12 protein-coding genes, 2 tRNA genes and 3 rRNA genes are annotated in these 19,103 nt (G+C 57.3%); 11 read left to right on the forward strand and 6 right to left on the reverse strand.

Translation table 11 applies throughout. The features are described from left to right. Positions 1-438 precede the first annotated feature (438 nt). The 8 genes from PSH96_RS03445 to PSH96_RS03480 all read left to right on the forward strand — a co-directional run bounded on the left by PSH96_RS03445 (position 439) and on the right by PSH96_RS03480 (position 9,468). Positions 439-1,975: ribosomal RNA gene (locus PSH96_RS03445) — 16S ribosomal RNA — on the forward strand. 161 nt (positions 1,976-2,136) lie between these two features. After that, positions 2,137-2,213: transfer RNA gene (locus PSH96_RS03450), tRNA-Ile, on the forward strand. A gap of 30 nt (positions 2,214-2,243) precedes the next feature. Beyond that, positions 2,244-2,319, forward strand: a tRNA-Ala gene (locus PSH96_RS03455). 247 nt (positions 2,320-2,566) lie between these two features. Continuing rightward, positions 2,567-5,457 (forward strand): 23S ribosomal RNA (locus tag PSH96_RS03460). Positions 5,458-5,626: 169 nt separating this feature from the next. After that, a 5S ribosomal RNA gene (gene rrf, locus PSH96_RS03465) occupies positions 5,627-5,742 on the forward strand. Together the 16S, 23S and 5S rRNA genes with 2 tRNA genes alongside form the textbook arrangement of a ribosomal RNA operon. A 160-nt stretch (positions 5,743-5,902) precedes the next feature. Then, on the forward strand, positions 5,903-6,562 hold the full coding sequence (locus PSH96_RS03470) for a paraquat-inducible protein A (protein WP_065929716.1): 660 nt from the start codon (positions 5,903-5,905) through the stop codon (positions 6,560-6,562). Then, positions 6,549-7,172 carry a paraquat-inducible protein A gene (locus tag PSH96_RS03475; RefSeq protein WP_017134539.1) on the forward strand — a complete coding sequence of 208 codons (624 nt, stop codon included), beginning with the start codon at positions 6,549-6,551 and terminating at the stop codon, positions 7,170-7,172. Before PSH96_RS03470 ends, PSH96_RS03475 begins: the two co-directional genes overlap by 14 nt. Next, complete coding sequence (locus PSH96_RS03480; RefSeq protein WP_305457528.1) at positions 7,165-9,468, forward strand: PqiB family protein; 2,304 nt, start codon at positions 7,165-7,167, stop codon at positions 9,466-9,468. The genes PSH96_RS03475 and PSH96_RS03480 overlap by 8 nt, the downstream gene beginning before the upstream one ends. 181 nt (positions 9,469-9,649) lie before the next feature. On the opposite strand, the gene mksF is transcribed toward PSH96_RS03480, so the two are convergent. Genes mksF through mksB form a run of 3 tightly spaced genes read right to left on the reverse strand, consistent with a single transcriptional unit; the run spans position 9,650 to position 14,461 of the window. Next, positions 9,650-12,490: an Mks condensin complex protein MksF gene (gene mksF / locus PSH96_RS03485; protein WP_305457530.1), complete on the reverse strand. Its 2,841-nt coding sequence runs from the start codon at positions 12,488-12,490 to the stop codon at positions 9,650-9,652. Beyond that, positions 12,487-13,194, reverse strand: a complete 708-nt coding sequence (gene mksE / locus PSH96_RS03490) for an Mks condensin complex protein MksE (protein ID WP_065929713.1) — start codon at positions 13,192-13,194, stop codon at positions 12,487-12,489. Before mksE ends, mksF begins: the two co-directional genes overlap by 4 nt. Further along, positions 13,184-14,461 (reverse strand): Mks condensin complex protein MksB, encoded by a 1,278-nt coding sequence (gene mksB, locus PSH96_RS03495; protein ID WP_017134535.1) that lies wholly within the window; start codon positions 14,459-14,461, stop codon positions 13,184-13,186. Before mksB ends, mksE begins: the two co-directional genes overlap by 11 nt. 187 nt (positions 14,462-14,648) lie before the next feature. Between mksB and PSH96_RS03500 the strand changes: the two genes are divergently transcribed. After that, positions 14,649-15,392, forward strand: coding sequence for an energy transducer TonB (locus PSH96_RS03500; protein ID WP_305459975.1), 744 nt, complete (start codon positions 14,649-14,651; stop codon positions 15,390-15,392). Further along, on the forward strand, positions 15,385-15,837 hold the full coding sequence (rimI, locus tag PSH96_RS03505; protein ID WP_005784514.1) for a ribosomal protein S18-alanine N-acetyltransferase: 453 nt from the start codon (positions 15,385-15,387) through the stop codon (positions 15,835-15,837). The genes PSH96_RS03500 and rimI overlap by 8 nt, the downstream gene beginning before the upstream one ends. A 149-nt stretch (positions 15,838-15,986) precedes the next feature. Here the strand turns inward: rimI and PSH96_RS03510 are convergent, their stop codons facing one another. Beyond that, complete coding sequence (locus PSH96_RS03510) at positions 15,987-16,391, reverse strand: serine kinase/phosphatase (protein WP_305457533.1); 405 nt, start codon at positions 16,389-16,391, stop codon at positions 15,987-15,989. A 139-nt stretch (positions 16,392-16,530) separates the two neighbouring features. Between PSH96_RS03510 and can the strand changes: the two genes are divergently transcribed. Further along, a complete protein-coding gene (gene can / locus PSH96_RS03515; protein WP_017134532.1) occupies positions 16,531-17,175 on the forward strand; it encodes a carbonate dehydratase in 645 nt (214 codons plus the stop codon). On the opposite strand, the gene PSH96_RS03520 is transcribed toward can, so the two are convergent. After that, a complete protein-coding gene (locus PSH96_RS03520) occupies positions 17,172-17,696 on the reverse strand; it encodes an SET domain-containing protein-lysine N-methyltransferase (protein ID WP_305457535.1) in 525 nt (174 codons plus the stop codon). The genes can and PSH96_RS03520 overlap by 4 nt on opposite strands. 146 nt (positions 17,697-17,842) lie before the next feature. After that, a complete protein-coding gene (locus tag PSH96_RS03525; RefSeq protein WP_305457537.1) occupies positions 17,843-19,012 on the reverse strand; it encodes a hypothetical protein in 1,170 nt (389 codons plus the stop codon). Positions 19,013-19,103: the final 91 nt, after the last annotated feature.

The following is a 19,103-nucleotide window of genomic DNA, read 5'->3' on the forward strand; positions in this document are numbered from 1 at the left end:
CGCAGTCGAAACGGAAAACTCCTTGATAAACAAAGAGTTATGAAGTTTTCGGCAGCAGGTTACTTCAGTTCATCGAAGCCAAAAGGAAGTTGAAAAAGAGGTGTTGACAGCAGCGTGTAACGCTGTAGAATTCGCCTCCCGCTAACGAGAGATCGTAAGCGCAAGTGGTTGAAGTTGTTGAGGAATTCTTCGAAAACTTCTGAAAATAACCACTTGACAGCAAATGAGGCTGCTGTAGAATGCGCGCCTCGGTTGAGACGAAAGATCTTAACCAACCGCTCTTTAACAACTGAATCAAGCAATTCGTGTGGGTGCTTGTGGAGTCAGACTGATAGTCAACAAGATTATCAGCATCACAAGTTACTCCGCGAGAAATCAAAGATGTAACCAACGATTGCTGAGCCAAGTTTAGGGTTTCTTAAAAACCCAAAGATGTTTGAACTGAAGAGTTTGATCATGGCTCAGATTGAACGCTGGCGGCAGGCCTAACACATGCAAGTCGAGCGGTAGAGAGAAGCTTGCTTCTCTTGAGAGCGGCGGACGGGTGAGTAAAGCCTAGGAATCTGCCTGGTAGTGGGGGATAACGTTCGGAAACGGACGCTAATACCGCATACGTCCTACGGGAGAAAGCAGGGGACCTTCGGGCCTTGCGCTATCAGATGAGCCTAGGTCGGATTAGCTAGTTGGTGAGGTAATGGCTCACCAAGGCGACGATCCGTAACTGGTCTGAGAGGATGATCAGTCACACTGGAACTGAGACACGGTCCAGACTCCTACGGGAGGCAGCAGTGGGGAATATTGGACAATGGGCGAAAGCCTGATCCAGCCATGCCGCGTGTGTGAAGAAGGTCTTCGGATTGTAAAGCACTTTAAGTTGGGAGGAAGGGCATTAACCTAATACGTTAGTGTTTTGACGTTACCGACAGAATAAGCACCGGCTAACTCTGTGCCAGCAGCCGCGGTAATACAGAGGGTGCAAGCGTTAATCGGAATTACTGGGCGTAAAGCGCGCGTAGGTGGTTTGTTAAGTTGGATGTGAAATCCCCGGGCTCAACCTGGGAACTGCATTCAAAACTGACTGACTAGAGTATGGTAGAGGGTGGTGGAATTTCCTGTGTAGCGGTGAAATGCGTAGATATAGGAAGGAACACCAGTGGCGAAGGCGACCACCTGGACTAATACTGACACTGAGGTGCGAAAGCGTGGGGAGCAAACAGGATTAGATACCCTGGTAGTCCACGCCGTAAACGATGTCAACTAGCCGTTGGAAGCCTTGAGCTTTTAGTGGCGCAGCTAACGCATTAAGTTGACCGCCTGGGGAGTACGGCCGCAAGGTTAAAACTCAAATGAATTGACGGGGGCCCGCACAAGCGGTGGAGCATGTGGTTTAATTCGAAGCAACGCGAAGAACCTTACCAGGCCTTGACATCCAATGAACTTTCTAGAGATAGATTGGTGCCTTCGGGAACATTGAGACAGGTGCTGCATGGCTGTCGTCAGCTCGTGTCGTGAGATGTTGGGTTAAGTCCCGTAACGAGCGCAACCCTTGTCCTTAGTTACCAGCACGTAATGGTGGGCACTCTAAGGAGACTGCCGGTGACAAACCGGAGGAAGGTGGGGATGACGTCAAGTCATCATGGCCCTTACGGCCTGGGCTACACACGTGCTACAATGGTCGGTACAGAGGGTTGCCAAGCCGCGAGGTGGAGCTAATCCCACAAAACCGATCGTAGTCCGGATCGCAGTCTGCAACTCGACTGCGTGAAGTCGGAATCGCTAGTAATCGCGAATCAGAATGTCGCGGTGAATACGTTCCCGGGCCTTGTACACACCGCCCGTCACACCATGGGAGTGGGTTGCACCAGAAGTAGCTAGTCTAACCTTCGGGAGGACGGTTACCACGGTGTGATTCATGACTGGGGTGAAGTCGTAACAAGGTAGCCGTAGGGGAACCTGCGGCTGGATCACCTCCTTAATCGACGACATCAGCTGCTCCATAAGTTCCCACACGAATTGCTTGATTCATTGAAGAAGACGATAAGAAGCAGCCTAAAGGGTTGTAGCTTAGTTGGTTAGAGCGCACCCCATGCTCTGTGGTAAAGAGCAGGGTGAGGTCGGCCTTAGCAGCTCGAAATTGGGTCTGTAGCTCAGTTGGTTAGAGCGCACCCCTGATAAGGGTGAGGTCGGCAGTTCGAATCTGCCCAGACCCACCAATTTTGTGTGGGAAACGCCTGTAGAAATACGGGGCCATAGCTCAGCTGGGAGAGCGCCTGCCTTGCACGCAGGAGGTCAACGGTTCGATCCCGTTTGGCTCCACCACTACTGCTTCTACGTTATGAAAGCTTAGAAATGAGCATTCCATCAGGTTGATGATGAATGTTGATTTCTAGTCTTTGATTAGATCGTTCTTTAAAAATTTGGGTATGTGATAGAAAGATAGACTGAACGTTACTTTCACTGGTAACGGATCAGGCTAAGGTAAAATTTGTGAGTTCTCTTAATTGAGAAATTCGAATTTTCGGCGAATGTTGTCTTCACAGTATAACCAGATTGCTTGGGGTTATATGGTCAAGTGAAGAAGCGCATACGGTGGATGCCTTGGCAGTCAGAGGCGATGAAAGACGTGGTAGCCTGCGAAAAGCTTCGGGGAGTCGGCAAACAGACTTTGATCCGGAGATGTCTGAATGGGGGAACCCAGCCATCATAAGATGGTTATCTTACGCTGAATACATAGGCGTAAGAGGCGAACCAGGGGAACTGAAACATCTAAGTACCCTGAGGAAAAGAAATCAACCGAGATTCCCTTAGTAGTGGCGAGCGAACGGGGACTAGCCCTTAAGTGGCTTTGAGATTAGCGGAACGCTCTGGAAAGTGCGGCCATAGTGGGTGATAGCCCTGTACGCGAAAATCTCTTAGTCATGAAATCGAGTAGGACGGAGCACGAGAAACTTTGTCTGAATATGGGGGGACCATCCTCCAAGGCTAAATACTACTGACTGACCGATAGTGAACTAGTACCGTGAGGGAAAGGCGAAAAGAACCCCGGAGAGGGGAGTGAAATAGATCCTGAAACCGTATGCGTACAAGCAGTGGGAGCAGACTTTGTTCTGTGACTGCGTACCTTTTGTATAATGGGTCAGCGACTTATTTTCAGTGGCGAGCTTAACCGAATAGGGGAGGCGTAGCGAAAGCGAGTCTTAATAGGGCGTCTAGTCGCTGGGAATAGACCCGAAACCGGGCGATCTATCCATGGGCAGGTTGAAGGTTGGGTAACACTAACTGGAGGACCGAACCGACTACCGTTGAAAAGTTAGCGGATGACCTGTGGATCGGAGTGAAAGGCTAATCAAGCTCGGAGATAGCTGGTTCTCCTCGAAAGCTATTTAGGTAGCGCCTCATGTATCACTGTAGGGGGTAGAGCACTGTTTCGGCTAGGGGGTCATCCCGACTTACCAAACCGATGCAAACTCCGAATACCTACAAGTGCCGAGCATGGGAGACACACGGCGGGTGCTAACGTCCGTCGTGAAAAGGGAAACAACCCAGACCGTCAGCTAAGGTCCCAAAGTTATGGTTAAGTGGGAAACGATGTGGGAAGGCTTAGACAGCTAGGAGGTTGGCTTAGAAGCAGCCACCCTTTAAAGAAAGCGTAATAGCTCACTAGTCGAGTCGGCCTGCGCGGAAGATGTAACGGGGCTCAAACCATACACCGAAGCTACGGGTATCACGTAAGTGATGCGGTAGAGGAGCGTTCTGTAAGCCTGTGAAGGTGAGTTGAGAAGCTTGCTGGAGGTATCAGAAGTGCGAATGCTGACATGAGTAACGACAATGGGTGTGAAAAACACCCACGCCGAAAGACCAAGGTTTCCTGCGCAACGTTAATCGACGCAGGGTTAGTCGGTCCCTAAGGCGAGGCTGAAAAGCGTAGTCGATGGAAAACAGGTTAATATTCCTGTACTTCTGGTTATTGCGATGGAGGGACGGAGAAGGCTAGGCCAGCTTGGCGTTGGTTGTCCAAGTTTAAGGTGGTAGGCTGGAATCTTAGGTAAATCCGGGATTCTAAGGCCGAGAGCTGATGACGAGTTAACTTTTAGTTAACGAAGTGGTTGATGCCATGCTTCCAAGAAAAGCTTCTAAGCTTCAGGTAACCAGGAACCGTACCCCAAACCGACACAGGTGGTTGGGTAGAGAATACCAAGGCGCTTGAGAGAACTCGGGTGAAGGAACTAGGCAAAATGGCACCGTAACTTCGGGAGAAGGTGCGCCGGTGAGGGTGAAGGACTTGCTCCGTAAGCTCATGCCGGTCGAAGATACCAGGCCGCTGCGACTGTTTATTAAAAACACAGCACTCTGCAAACACGAAAGTGGACGTATAGGGTGTGACGCCTGCCCGGTGCCGGAAGGTTAATTGATGGGGTTAGCTAACGCGAAGCTCTTGATCGAAGCCCCGGTAAACGGCGGCCGTAACTATAACGGTCCTAAGGTAGCGAAATTCCTTGTCGGGTAAGTTCCGACCTGCACGAATGGCGTAACGATGGCGGCGCTGTCTCCACCCGAGACTCAGTGAAATTGAAATCGCTGTGAAGATGCAGTGTATCCGCGGCTAGACGGAAAGACCCCGTGAACCTTTACTATAGCTTTGCACTGGACTTTGAATTTGCTTGTGTAGGATAGGTGGGAGGCTTTGAAGCGTGGACGCCAGTCTGCGTGGAGCCAACCTTGAAATACCACCCTGGCAACTTTGAGGTTCTAACTCAGGTCCGTTATCCGGATCGAGGACAGTGTATGGTGGGTAGTTTGACTGGGGCGGTCTCCTCTAAAGAGTAACGGAGGAGTACGAAGGTGCGCTCAGACCGGTCGGAAATCGGTCGTAGAGTATAAAGGCAAAAGCGCGCTTGACTGCGAGACAGACACGTCGAGCAGGTACGAAAGTAGGTCTTAGTGATCCGGTGGTTCTGTATGGAAGGGCCATCGCTCAACGGATAAAAGGTACTCCGGGGATAACAGGCTGATACCGCCCAAGAGTTCATATCGACGGCGGTGTTTGGCACCTCGATGTCGGCTCATCACATCCTGGGGCTGAAGCCGGTCCCAAGGGTATGGCTGTTCGCCATTTAAAGTGGTACGCGAGCTGGGTTTAGAACGTCGTGAGACAGTTCGGTCCCTATCTGCCGTGGACGTTTGAGATTTGAGAGGGGCTGCTCCTAGTACGAGAGGACCGGAGTGGACGAACCTCTGGTGTTCCGGTTGTCACGCCAGTGGCATTGCCGGGTAGCTATGTTCGGAATAGATAACCGCTGAAAGCATCTAAGCGGGAAACTAGCCTCAAGATGAGATCTCACTGGGACCTTGAGTCCCCTGAAGGGCCGTCGAAGACTACGACGTTGATAGGTTGGGTGTGTAAGCGCTGTGAGGCGTTGAGCTAACCAATACTAATTGCCCGTGAGGCTTGACCATATAACACCCAAGCAATTTGATGCTCCTAGTTGAAAAGACGAAAGAGTCCAGATTGCGGTGTGTGAAGACGAGATGAACCGAAAGTTCGACGCTCACAAAACACCGAAAGCTGTCACATACCCAATTTGCTGAAGCGAAGCCAGCTGGCTACGAATCAGTACCCGAATTTCTTGACGACCATAGAGCATTGGAACCACCTGATCCCATCCCGAACTCAGTAGTGAAACGATGCATCGCCGATGGTAGTGTGGGGTTTCCCCATGTGAGAGTAGGTCATCGTCAAGATTAAATTCCGAAACCCCTGATTGCTAACGCAATCAGGGGTTTTGTTTTGGGCGGTCGAAAACCCAAACCTGCCCAAGGCTGCCGACAAATTTGCACAGTTATTTCTGAACCAGACCATTAGAATAGGCACCTAACCTTTTTTAGAGTTCGAGCCCTATCTATGCCCGATCCGGTTGATACCGTCGAGGTGTCGCAGTTACCACTGGAGGATCTGGTGGCATGCCATGAGTGCGACTTGCTGATGCGCAAACCCGCACTTGCCCTCGGTGAAAAAGCCCAATGCCCACGTTGCGGTTACGAGCTTTACGCTCACCGCCACAACGTGGTTGAGCGAAGCCTCGCTTTGGTGCTGGCGGCACTGTTGCTGTACATCCCCGCGAACTTTTTACCCATCATGCAGCTCAATCTTCTCGGGCAGTCCTCGGAGGACACCGTTTGGAGCGGCGTGGTCGGTCTGTTCGATACCGGCATGCAAGGCGTCGCGGCCGTGGTGTTCCTGTGCAGCATGGGCATTCCCCTGCTCAAACTGCTCTGCCAATTGGCGGTGTTGCTCAGTATCCGTTGGAATATCGGCCGCAGTTATGGCCTGTTGCTCTACCGCATTTACCATCACCTGAAGGATTGGGGGATGTTGGAGGTTTACCTGATGGGCGTGCTGGTCGCGATCGTCAAACTCGCGGACATGGCCTCCATCACCATTGGCCTGGGGCTTGTCTGCTTCGTCAGCCTATTAGTGGTTCAAGTACTGCTGGAGGTGGTGATGTCGCCCCACCAGATCTGGCAAGCGCTTTCAGGAGAGGATGATCATGCGGGCGATTGATGCAGGCATTCTGATTTGTACCGAATGCCACGAGCTGAACAAGCAAGAGGCTGATACCGATGAACAGCTGTGCACTCGTTGCGGTGCGCTGATCCATGCGCGTCGCCCCAACAGCCTTGTGCGTACCTGGGCGTTGCTGATCACTGCAGCAATCCTGTATATCCCGGCTAACCTATTGCCAATCATGACCATCAACTCTCTTGGCCAGGGTGATCCCAGTACTATCATGGCGGGTGTGATTCAGCTGGTGCAGCACGGAATGTTTCCCATCGCTGCGGTGGTGTTTATCGCCAGCATTCTGGTGCCGACGTTCAAGCTGGTGGGCATTGGCCTGTTGCTGTTCTCGGTGCAGCGCCATCAACCGCTGTCCGCACAACAACGCATTATCATGTACCGCTTTATCGAATTCATTGGCCGCTGGTCCATGCTGGATATCTTCGTGATCGCCATCCTAGTGGCGGTTGTTAACTTTGGGCGACTTGCCAGCGTCGAGGCCAATCTTGGTGCTGCCGCGTTTGCCAGTGTGGTGATCTTGACGATGCTTGCCGCAGTAACTTTTGATCCCCGACTGATTTGGGATAACACGGAGTCGGACGACGACCATGAGTGATTTGCCTAAAGCTAAAACCCGCCCGGCCTCCAATTGGTCGGCCATTTGGGTACTCCCCCTGATTGCATTGATCATCGGCGGCTGGCTGGGATGGCGTGCCTATTCCCAACAGGGCCTCGAGATCCAGGTGCGCTTTGAAAGCGGCGAGGGCATCCAGGTCAACAAAACCGAAGTGGTCTACAAAGGCATGACGGTGGGCAAGGTCAAAGCCTTGGCCCTGGATGACGAAGGCAGCAATCGCGGGGTGATCGCCACCATCGAGATGAACAAGGACGTCGAGCAATACCTCAAGACCAACACACGCTTCTGGCTGGTAAAGCCCAGCGTCAGCCTCGCCGGTATTACCGGCCTGGAAACCCTGGTCTCGGGTAACTACATTGCCGCCAGCCCTGGCGACGGCGAGCCCACGCGCAAATTCAAGGCGCTCTCCGAAGAGCCACCGTTATCTGACGCCAAGCCCGGCCTGCACCTGACCCTTAAAGCCGATCGTCTCGGCTCACTGAACCGCGGCAGCCCGGTGTTCTATAAGCAGATCCAGGTTGGCCAGGTCAAAAGCTATCTGCTGTCCGAGGACCAGAGCACCGTCGAGATCAAGGTCTACATCGAGCCGACGTACGCCAGCCTGGTGCGCAAACACACGCGTTTCTGGAACGCCAGCGGCATCAGCATCGATGCCAACCTGTCCGGCGTAAAAGTGCGTAGCGAGTCGCTGTCCAGCATCGTCGCCGGCGGTATCGCGTTCGCCACCCCTGAAAATCGCAAGGACAGCCCGCCGACAGATCCGAGCCTGCCTTTCCGTCTTTATGAGGATTTCGACGCCGCCGCCGCCGGCATCAAAGTCAAGGTCAAACTCACCGACTTCGAAGGCCTGCAGGCCGGGCGCACCCCGGTCATGTACAAAGGCATCCAGGTCGGCAGCCTGAAAACCCTGAAGATTGACCCGGACCTGTCCAGCGCCCATGCCGAGCTGACCCTCGACCCGCTCGCCGAAGACTACCTGGTGCAAGACACCCAGTTCTGGGTGGTCAAGCCGTCCATCTCCCTGGCCGGCATTACCGGTCTGGAGGCGTTGGTAAAGGGGAATTACATCGCCATCCGCCCAGGCGACAAAGGCAGCGCACCGCAACGTGAGTACGTCGCCCGCGCCAAGGCGCCACCTCTGGATTTGCGCTCCCCCGGCCTGCACATGGTGCTGTTCACCGATAACCTAGGCTCCCTGGATGTCGGCAGCCCGATCCTCTACAAACAGGTCAAGGTCGGTTCGGTGCAGAGCTACCAGTTTTCGCGCAAGAACAAGCAACTGGTGATCGGCGTTCACATCGAGAAGGAATACGAAAACCTCGTCAACGGTTCGACGCGTTTCTGGAACGCCAGCGGCGTCACCTTGACCGGCGGCCTCACCGGCGGCATTCAAGTGAAGAGTGAATCCCTGGCCAGCCTGATGGCTGGCGGTATCGCCTTCGAAACCCCGGAACAGAATGTGCCGTTGAAAAAACGTATCCCGCGTTTCCGCCTGTTTGCCGATCGCGAAGCGGCCAACCAGCATGGCACCCTGGTGACCATCAAGGTTGATCGCGCCGACGGCCTGCGGCCCGGCACGCCAGTACGCTTTAAAGGCCTCGACGTGGGCAAGATCGAGAACGTCGACCTCAGCGCCGACATGCAGTCGGTGCTGCTCAGTGCAAGGATCACCCAAGTAGCTGATCGGATCGCACGCAGCGGCAGCCAGTTCTGGGTGGTCAAGCCTGAGCTGGGCCTGATGAAAACCGCGAACCTGGAGACTCTGGTCACCGGCCAATACATCGAAGTGCAGCCCGCCGTGAAAAATGCCGGGCCGCAAAAGAGCTTCGTCGCGTTGGACAAACCACCAGAGGCTGTTCACCAGCAAGAAGGCCTGAGCCTGGTCCTCAGCGCCGCACGCCGTGGTTCGCTGAAGGAAGGCGTGCCGGTCACTTACCGTGAAGTCACCGTCGGCAAAGTCACCGGCTACGAACTGGGCCAGACCGCCGACCGCGTGTTGGTCCATATCCTGATCGAGCCTAAATATGCACCACTGGTGCGCAGTGGCAGCCGCTTCTGGAATACCAGTGGGTTTGGTTTGGACTTCGGCTTGTTCAAGGGGGCGACGGTGCGCACGGAGTCACTGGAGACGTTGGTGGCCGGTGGTATCGCCTTTGCCACGCCGGATGGCGAGCGGATGGGCAACGCGGCGCGACCGCAGCAGACGTTCCCGTTGTTTGACAAGTTTGAGGATGAGTGGCTGACCTGGGCGCCTAAGATTCCATTGGGCAAGTAGACCGAGGCGCGGCCTTCGCGAGCAAGCCCGCTCCCACATTCGACCGCATTCCAAAGGTGGCGCTCGGTCAAATGTGAGAGCGGGCTTGCTCGCGAAGAGGCCCTGGATAACACCACAAAGGCTCAGTAAAAAAGGCCGCGATCCATACAGATCGCGGCCTTTTGCATTTCAGTTCAGCCGATTAAACCTCATCCAACTCCGGCTCATCCGCCTGCACATTTACCGTCGCCTTCACCACATCGTGGCGACGGATGTACTTCCAGTCCGCCTCATCAATGTAGATACCATTCGGCCCGCTGCCGCCTTCCAGGTCGATCGCCACCTGGGCGGACACCTGCGGCTTCACACTGGCCAAAATCGGCACAAAGCCCAGTTGCAAACTGGTTTCCAGCAACGCCGCCTGGTTCTTCTCGTCGATGTCCGCCGCCTCGTCGAGGTAGTACGGCAAACGCACGCGCCCGGCCTGGTCGCGGTCCATCAAGTGCAGCAACAAGTACATGTTGGTCAGCGCCTTGATGGTCATGGTAGTGCCGTTGGACGCCGCGCCATCGATGTCGGTGTGGATCACCGGCTGGCCATGCACCTTGGTGATTTCAAATGCCAGCTCGAACAAGTCTTTGAGGCCCAACTGGTTATGGTTGGCAGCCACAAGACGGGCCAGGTATTCCTTGGCTTCTTCGTTCTTGTTGTCCTGCTCGGCGCTCTGGCTGAGGTCGAACACCGAAAGCGTTTCGCCTTCTTCATACTGGCCGGCACTGTGGATGATCTGGTCGATATGCTTGAGGGCTTCCTTGTTCGGCGCCAGCACGATGCGGAAGCTTTGCAGGTTCGATACCTGACGCTTGTTGATCTCGCGGTTGAACAAGGCCAACTGGTGCTCAAGGCTGTCGTAGTCGCTGCGGATATTGCGCAAGGTCCGCGCAATATCGGTAACCGCCGCACGGCGCGCCTTGCCAAGGGTCAGGGCTTCATCGGTGCGGTGGGCATAGGCGTTGATCAGCAGTTGCAGACGACGCTCCACGTCATCCTCGCTGTCGAACTTGGCCACGCCCTTGAGGCGCACCTGCGCATACAGCGCTTCGATCTGGCCATCAGCGCGCAATAAACCTTGCCAGCTGTCCTGGTAGTCATTGAGCAACGGCAACAGGTTGTCCATGGAGTCGTCGACCGGGTCAATGAACGGTGTGCCGAACGGCAAGTCGGCCGGCAACAACTGACGACGGCGCAGCGCGTCATCCAGCGTGCGTTGCTTGGCTTCCATATCGCCGATCTGACGACCGACCAGTTGCAGCTTGGCCGACAACTGCTGGACACGCTCGGTGAAGGCATCACTGGAGCGTTTCAACTCGTCTTGCGCGGCTTCCATCTGCGCCAGGTTTTCCAGCTTCTCGCCTTCTTCCGCGCTCAGGGTTTGTGCGCGACGGAAGTCTTCCAGTGCCTTCTGTGCATCCAGCACTTGCTGGTACAGCGCTTCGGTCTGGGTCTTGCTCGCCGCACGGTCAGAGGCTACGGCCTGCTGGGTCTTGAGCTGCTTGAGTTCTTTTTCCAGGCGCTCTTTCTGATCGCGCAACGCCGCGCGATCAGCCAGTGCCTGCAAGGCCGGTGGCTCGATATGGGAGATGTCGATGGACAGCCCCGGCACTTCAAATTTCTCGCCCTTGAAGCCATCAAGGATCTGCTCCAGGGATTTAACCCACTGGCCATCCTCATCCAAGGTGATGCCATGTTCACCCAGCGGCAAACTGAACAACGAACTGTTGAACAGGCGCATCAGACGCTCGACGTCCTGCTGTGAGAATTCTTCACGCAGTTTGGCGTAGCTGTTGTTGTCGGCGTGGTCGAGTTGCTGCTTGACCGACTTCAAGCGTTTTTCCAGGTCGCGCAGACGTTCGTCCAGGTCCTCGGCGCTGAACTGACGGGATTGCGCCAGGGCGCCCGCCAATTCATCGTGGGCATCCTTGGCCGCCAGCAGTTGCTGCTCCAGTACCTTGACGTCATCGACCAGCGCAAAGCGATGCTTGAGCACCGACAACTCGCCCAGCCAGCGCTGGATGCCACTGATCTCGCGCTCCAGGCGCATGAGCTCCTGGGTGCCGCCACGCTGATCGTTTTGCAGTGCGTCCTGCTCGTTACGGTAGTGCTCGGCCTGGATGGTCAGCTCTTCCTTGCGCGCACTGGCGTAGTCCGACCAGGTGCCCAGCAATGAATCCAGCAAGGGCGACAGGCGATGCAATTTGCCGCGCAATACATCGCGCAAGCGCACGCCATTGGCGAGTGCCTCAACCAACGGCCCGGCAGCCACCAGCGAGTTGTAGTCCTGCTCCATACGCCTTACATCACGGAAGGCTTCTTCGCACGCGGCGATGTAGTCCACGCTGCCGGAACGCAGGCTGTGTTCGAACGCATCCAGGAACAATTGCTTGAGCTTGGCCGCGGTGATTTCGCGCATGTGCAGCAGGTTGATAAACAGCGCGCGGAAAGTCTTCAGGCTCTGTTCGCTGGTGGAACGCAGCGGAATCAGGGTCAGGTCCAGCGGGATTGACGTGTGCCCGCCCACCAGCAAACGGCGCAGCTCGTCCGGCTTGAGTTCGTAGGCTTTCAGGCCTTCGCGCTCAAGGTTGGTGAACAACTCTTTCTGACGCAGGCAGGTGTCGTTCTTCTGGTAATGCGCTAAGTCCAGCTTGCCGGCATAGGCAAAGAACTGGTGACCGAAACCACCGCCCGGGCCGCGCCCGACCACGCCGATCACGTGCGGGCCGTGGGGCAGCGAGACTTCCACGAGGATGTAGCTGGTGTCGGTGGCAAAGTAGAAGCGCCGCGATTGTTCCAGGGTGTACTTGCCGAAACTCATGTCCGACATGCGCGCCAGGATCGGGAACTGCAAGGCGTTGATCGACGCAGATTTACCCAGGTTATTCGCGCCGTACACCGACAACGGTTCTTCCAGCGGGAACAAGCCCAGGCTGTAACCCGCGGTGTTCAATAGGGCGAAGCGGCGGATGCCGTAGCGTTCCTTACTCATGCGTCGGTCTCCTGTTCTTCGGCAATGGCGCGGGCCAGGGCGTCTTCTTCGCTGTCTTCGGCAAAGTCACTCAAGTCCAGCGGGTCATCGGTTTTCAGCAGTTTTTCATCGCTGTCTTCGTCGATGATCACCGGCGCCGGCAGTGGCAACACGCTGTGCACGCTGGCGGCCAGGTCACGGTCCTGCTGCACCGACAGGCACACATCGAGGAAGCGGTGCATCGGCGGCAGGAAGCGATAGATGCCGTTGTCTTCGCTGGCAAACCCCAGTTGGGTCATGCGGCGCATGATTTTTTCTTCGAGCTCTTCCTGGGTCTGCACTTCAGCCTGGATAAACAGGTCGCGGTACTTTTCCAGCAACGATGGCAATTCATCGCGGCCCAGGCTGCCACCGTCGAGCACGGCGATCGGGTCGCGGCCCTGGTCGGCCAGGTGTTCGACGATGATGAAGGTGAACAGCGCCAGGCGTTGCGCGGTCTTGTTGACCTGCGCCGCAGCCACGGCAGTGTCTGGTACGAAGTAATAGAAACCGCGTGTGTCACACACCAGCTCAAAACCCAGGGCCTTGAACAACGTGCGGTACTGGTCCTGGAAATTAGACAACTGCGCGTACAGCTCCGGGTCGCGGCGGCTGACGTGGTAACCCTTGAACAGCTCGCGAAAGATCGGTGCCAGCTGGGACAGTTCGGATAGATCAAGATGCATAAGGCGTGCTCGCAGAATTCTCGGTGGCATCGGTGCCAGCCGGGAGCAGGGCGAATGAGCGCAGGCTGACCTGGTGCTCGTGTGTGTGGTAGTCGCGGCGTTCCAGGCGTTCGCGCTTGAAGCGTTTTTCGCGCGAGAGCCGTGAGAACCAGTACAGCAATTCGTCGGTGGCGCCGTCCGGTTCCTGCTCCAGCAGCCAGGTCATCAGGTCCGGCATCGGCAGCGCATCTTCGCAGCGTTCGAGCATTTCCTTGACCGTGCGCGGCGCGCGTTGGGCTTCGCCCTTGTGGGATTTGTGCGCCTTGGGAAAACGCGCCGGTTTCGGCTCGAAATTGGCCAGGGCATACACGTACGCTTCGACCTGGCTGGCACTGCCCAGGAAGGTACTTTGCGGACGGGTAAACATTGGCATCGCCGCTTGCGGCACCGCGTCCAGGCCTTTACGGCGAATGGCCGACAAGGCCAGCGCCGCGCCACGGGTGACGGCGTTGTGGCGGCGCGCTTCTTCGCGCAGCGGCAGCAGCAGTTCGCGGGCATGGCGCAAGGTCAGCTGGGCGCTGGTTTGCATTTCGAGAATGCGCGCGTGGGTGCGCAGCAGCATGTCGTCGTCGACCAGATGGCCGAGGCGTTGCTGCTCGGTGAGCATGCGCAGCAGCACATTCTCGACCTTGCGCACGCCTTGCTCGAAGGCGCCGTCGGCGTTCACCAGTTGGATCATCGGTTCTACGTATTCGTCCCAGGTCGCCAATACCTCAGCGTAACGCTGGCGCAACGGGATCTGCCGGTCGCTGGTCTTGGCGCGGTCGGCCACGGCCGCCAGGGCTTGTTCGTCGTTGGCGAGTTTTTTCAGCACGTCCCGCACGCGCATATCCAGCAAGCGCAGTTGGCGGGCCAGGTCGTGGCCATCACGGATGTCAAAGGCGTCCTGGATATAACCGGCCAGGCGCTCGAGGTGGCGCAGGTAGGCTTCGATTTCCAGGCACAGGCCAAGCCGGTGCTCCTTGCGAAGATAGGCGAGGAAGTCGTGGATCTGTGCGTTGAGCTCGAAACGGTTCGGGCTCTTGGCGACAGGCACCAGGATATCCAGGCGAATCCACACGTCCAGCAGGCTGGTGATGTCCTGTGGCGTGCTGTCCAGTTGTTGGGCCGCCAGTTGTGCGCGCAGCTCGCCCAGGCTCAAGGTGCCTTGGTCGAAGTGTTCGCACAGTGGCTCAAGCAGGGCCCAGTGTTCGGCGAGGGCGCGCAAGACGCGCTTGGGTTCGATCATCGGAATGGCCGGCTGGTTGGCGAATAAAAGTCGCGATTGTACTGCATCAGGCGCGGGATTTATCCACAGCCGGTCAGTGCGCAGTGGGCGATTGTTACCGAACAGCGGTAGAATCCCCGCTCTTTAGTTATCCACAAGTGGCCGAGCTGTGCTTATCGAGTCCCGACGTCGCGCTTACTTGACCGCCATGCAGGTGGTCAACTGGCTGCCCCGCACCGAACTGCCGTTTGCCGCCCCGTCGCGGCCCGAGCTGCTGCAGGCGCTTGAGCCCTATGAGGCATTCGATGTGTCGGGCGAGGAAGCCGCTGCGCCGGTGGCGGTGGTCAAGCCCACGCCTGAGGCTCGCCCCGCTGTCGAGCGCGTGAAAGTTGAAGTGCCGCGCCCGTCGCCCGTGGCCAAGCCCGTGGCGGCCGAAGCGCCAGCGCCGGTGGCCAAGGCTGCGGTGGTGCCGCCGCCACGTTTCGCCCTGCAGTTACTGCGGGCCGGGCGCTGCCTGCTGCTGGTGGAACTGCCCACCGGCGAACGTTTTCAGACCCGCGACCCGGCCTACATGCTGCTAAAAGACATGCTGCGCGCCGCCGGCCTGCCCGACAGCCCGCAAATCGTCGGCGACCCCGTGCGCTGGCCGCTGCTGGTGCGCGGCAACATGGACCAGGGCCCGGATGCCGCACGGGATTTCGTCCAGGGTTTTGTCTCGGCGCGCCTGGAAGACGAACCTTGCGTGTGCCTGTGGCTGATCGGCCTGCCCGCCGTGCGTTTTGCCGGTGAGGCGAATGCCGAAGCCTGGTATCGCGAGCTGCAGGTCGAAGGCCTGGGCTCGGTATGGGCCTTGCCGGGCCTAGAATTATTAATGGAAGAGCCACAGCGTAAGGCTGATGTCTGGCAAGCCATGCGCCGGCTGATGGCGCGCTGGAAAAGTACCGATGAGTGAAGCTTTATCGTTCCGCCCGATGACCGAGGCGGACCTCGATGCCGTACTTAAGATTGAATACGCGGCGTTCAGCCATCCCTGGACCCGTGGGATTTTTCTCGATGGGCTGGGCAAGTACCAGATCTGGCTGATGTTTGAAGGTGAGCAGCAGGTGGGCCACGGTGTGGTGCAGATCATCCTGGATGAAGCGCACTTGTTGAATATCACCGTCAAACCGGAAAACCAGGGCCGTGGCCTGGGGTTGGCGCTGCTGGAGCACCTGATGTCCCGCGCTTACGCCGCCAGTGCGCGTGAGTGCTTCCTGGAAGTGCGCGACAGCAATACCGGCGCGTTTCGCTTGTATGAGCGTTATGGGTTCAACGAAATCGGCCGTCGTCGCGATTACTACCCGGCCGTGGGTGGGCGCGAAGATGCCGTCGTGATGGCCTGCACGCTAGTCGACTAAGACATAAACCCGATGTGCAAGCAGGCCCCTGTGGGAGCTGGCTTGCCTGCGATAGCATCACCTCGGTCTGGCTGAAACACCGAGGCGCCTGCATCGCGGGCAAGCCCGGCTCCCACAGGGGAAGTATTCACAGGCTCAACTGTGTTGTGTCAGCGGTTACCGTCTATCGGGTCAATATCTGCCAATTCCGCCTCGTCCAGACCATTGCCACCGCCAATCTCGTCCTCATCCACAATGCTCAGGTCATAATCCGCCGGATTATCCTCACCGGCCTCACGAGCATCCCTGGCGCCATCCTCATGGATCAGCGTTTCCGGGCTCATGTCATCATCCGTGGACTCATGATCGTCGGTCGAAGCCCCGGTCATGCCGGCTTCACGTACCCGTTCGTCGGGCATCAGGTGTTCGCGCTCGCGGCGCGGCAGCTCATCACCGATTTGCGCGGTCGGCTCTTGCTCGTCAAAATCCAGCTCGCGCATCTCGCCCATGCGGTCTTCGTTGTCATCAATCGGTTCGGGCTGTGTAGCGCCGTAGGGACGTCGTGATTCAGTCATGGCCAATCCTCATACTGTGGGGCTTATAGTGTGTGGACAGGCACGGCTCCCTAAAGATTCAAGCTAATTGCGCCTGGGCGTGACCCGGACGAGCGGTTGTCTGTCACAAAGCTGCGCATCATTCCTGAGGCTTTCCCTGATGAACGAACTACAAGACCTGCTTGATAACAACGAACGCTGGGCGGATGCGATCAAACAGGAAGATCCCGAATTCTTCGCCAAGCTCGCCCGCCAGCAAACCCCGGAATACCTGTGGATCGGCTGCTCCGACGCCCGGGTTCCGGCCAACGAAATCGTCGGCATGCTGCCCGGCGACCTGTTCGTGCACCGCAACGTGGCCAACGTGGTGCTGCACACCGACCTCAATTGCCTGTCGGTGATCCAGTACGCGGTGGACGTGCTCAAGGTCAAACACATCCTCGTCACCGGCCACTACGGCTGCGGCGGCGTGCGTGCGTCGATGCAGGACCGCCAGTTCGGCCTGATCGACGGCTGGCTGCGTACTATTCGCGACCTTTACTACGAAAACCGCGAGGTGCTGGCCCAGTTGCCCACCGAAGAGGAGCGGGTGGACCGCATGTGCGAGCTGAATGTGATCCAGCAGGTCGCCAATGTCGGCCACACCAGCATTGTGCAAAACGCCTGGCACCGTGGGCAGAGCCTGTCGATTCACGGCTGCATCTACGGCATCAAGGATGGCCGCTGGAAGAGCTTGAACACCACCATCAGTGGCTTTGAGCAACTGCCGCCGCAATATCGCCTGCGCCCACTGGGCGAAGCCTAAGGCCGTTTGCGCATCCGCCACTGGGCCATGAACGCCTCACCTTCGGCGTTCAACTTCTCTTTGGCGCCGGTGATCCAGCCCCGGCAGTTCAGCTCGCCGCATTGGCAGGCGAACTGCCGGAACAGCGCGTCCTCGGTGGTGGCGTAATCCATCGTCAGCAAGGTGTCAGGCGCAATAGGCTGTACGGTCCAGACCTCCAGGTACGTGGCATCGAAAAACACGTTCGGATTGCACGAGTGCAACATCAGACGGGTGAACCACGGGTCATACAGGTGAATGCGTGACGAGAGTTGCAAGGTGTGCGCACGTCGCTCGCTCAAGGCGTAGCCGGACACTCTGGCAATGCGCACGCGGGTGTCAAAGGCGACGCACGCCTTGAGTGCGGCCCCCATTCCATTCGCATCGCGTACGACCTGGAAGTGCCGGGTCGAGGGGTAGCCTTGTTCAGCGAGCACCGTCTTGAAGGGGTAAAGGCAGTCACTCACAGCGGTTTTAGCCTTATCCATGGCTTGAGTTTTCATAACTCTCCTGGGTTAGGCTGCATCGACCTGCGATGGGGTCTGACTTCCAGTCTTGCAGCGGATGGGTGCCGTTCAAGACTCGCCGAAGTTGTAGCCGATTTCTACTGTCAGATCTGACAGTAGAAATCGGTTATATTTTGTACGATTTACAGCGCCGGGGCGGTAACAGCGGGGATCGGGGCGGCGTCTCTCAGCTGTTTCAACTGCGCCTTGATGGGCGGGGTGGCGCATTTGGCGTTGGCTTGTTCCGGGGTCAAATTGCGTACCGAGGTGTAGAACAGCTCGCAGGTCTGCTCCTTGCGCGTGACTTGCCAGGTATTCATGCACGCCTTGAGCAACACATTCGGGTCACTGGCGGGTTTCTGGCCCATGCCGGCCTGCCAGCAGGCGGCGCTCAGGTCTTGGCCCATCACTTTCAAACCGGCCTCATCGGCTTTTTGTTCATTGCCGTCATAGCTGGCCGGATCCGCCGCATACCAGATGTAGCTCGGGTGGTTGGAGCCCAGTACCGACACCGTTTTACCAGCAGTCGGGCTGATCTGCGCCAGGCCCAGCACGGCAACGGTCTGGCCGTACTGTTGCTTGATCCAGTTACGCACCGGTGCGCCGAACGCGACCATCGGCAATGAGCCGTTGGCGTGCAGGCTCAGTTCCCTGACCATGCGGGTCTGGTAGTCGGCAAAGTAGCCGTAGACGTTTTCCAGGTCCTTGCCCGCATTGGAAGGTGCGGCGATCGGCGCAATGTCGATGATGGTCTGGTAGGCCGGTGTTTCCGTGGCCGGGATGCCATTGTCCGTGAGCAAGGTGGCCCAGCGGTCGGTGGTGGCCGATTCCAGGTAGTCCTGGGCCTGGGTCAGCGAGTAGTCGGGCGGGAAGTGCAGCAGTTCGATGCTCTTGCGGTTTTCCAGGGCCATGCCCAGTGGCAGGAACAAGTACCAGTTGTAGGCCCATTTGCCGTCGCTGTTAAGTTTGCTGGCGCCCTGATAGGCCAGGTCGGCGGTGTTGAGCAGCGTGGTCAGGGGCTGGCCGTAATGCTCCGGCACGCCGCTGAAGGTGGCTGAGACCTGGCCGTCATGGGTTTTCACACGGACCTTGGCACGGCTGTACCCGTCGCGCTGCAAGCTCTGGTTCAAATAGTGCTCGGCGGTCTGCTCCAGCGTCCATGGCCGAAAGCAGATCACGTTGCAATTATTGGGGAACGCGAACAGTTGGGTGACGCGTTGCGTGCTGCCCAGTGGTACTTCGATGTCGGCCTGTACGACCGCACTGGCCAGCAGTGCGGCCAGGGTGAAGGACAGCCTGGTCGGTTTAAACATAGTTGGTTCCTTGTCAGCGAAAGCCCGTCTGCGCGGGGTGAAAGCCCACTTGCACACAGTAGCGGTTGACCAGGAAAACCGCGTGCTAAAT

Origin of the sequence: Pseudomonas sp. FP2338 (assembly GCF_030687515.1) — a bacterium.
Lineage (GTDB): Bacteria > Pseudomonadota > Gammaproteobacteria > Pseudomonadales > Pseudomonadaceae > Aquipseudomonas > Aquipseudomonas salomonii.

Coding starts and splice junctions, on each gene's coding strand:
- PSH96_RS03470 (WP_065929716.1), top strand. CDS start 5,903: ATGCCCGATCCGGTTGATACCGTCGAGGTGTCGCAGTTACCACTGGAG.
- PSH96_RS03475 (WP_017134539.1), top strand. CDS start 6,549: ATGCGGGCGATTGATGCAGGCATTCTGATTTGTACCGAATGCCACGAG.
- PSH96_RS03480 (WP_305457528.1), top strand. CDS start 7,165: ATGAGTGATTTGCCTAAAGCTAAAACCCGCCCGGCCTCCAATTGGTCG.
- mksF (WP_305457530.1), bottom strand. CDS start 12,490: ATGAGTAAGGAACGCTACGGCATCCGCCGCTTCGCCCTATTGAACACC.
- mksE (WP_065929713.1), bottom strand. CDS start 13,194: ATGCATCTTGATCTATCCGAACTGTCCCAGCTGGCACCGATCTTTCGC.
- mksB (WP_017134535.1), bottom strand. CDS start 14,461: ATGATCGAACCCAAGCGCGTCTTGCGCGCCCTCGCCGAACACTGGGCC.
- PSH96_RS03500 (WP_305459975.1), top strand. CDS start 14,649: ATGCAGGTGGTCAACTGGCTGCCCCGCACCGAACTGCCGTTTGCCGCC.
- rimI (WP_005784514.1), top strand. CDS start 15,385: ATGAGTGAAGCTTTATCGTTCCGCCCGATGACCGAGGCGGACCTCGAT.
- PSH96_RS03510 (WP_305457533.1), bottom strand. CDS start 16,391: ATGACTGAATCACGACGTCCCTACGGCGCTACACAGCCCGAACCGATT.
- can (WP_017134532.1), top strand. CDS start 16,531: ATGAACGAACTACAAGACCTGCTTGATAACAACGAACGCTGGGCGGAT.
- PSH96_RS03520 (WP_305457535.1), bottom strand. CDS start 17,696: ATGAAAACTCAAGCCATGGATAAGGCTAAAACCGCTGTGAGTGACTGC.
- PSH96_RS03525 (WP_305457537.1), bottom strand. CDS start 19,012: ATGTTTAAACCGACCAGGCTGTCCTTCACCCTGGCCGCACTGCTGGCC.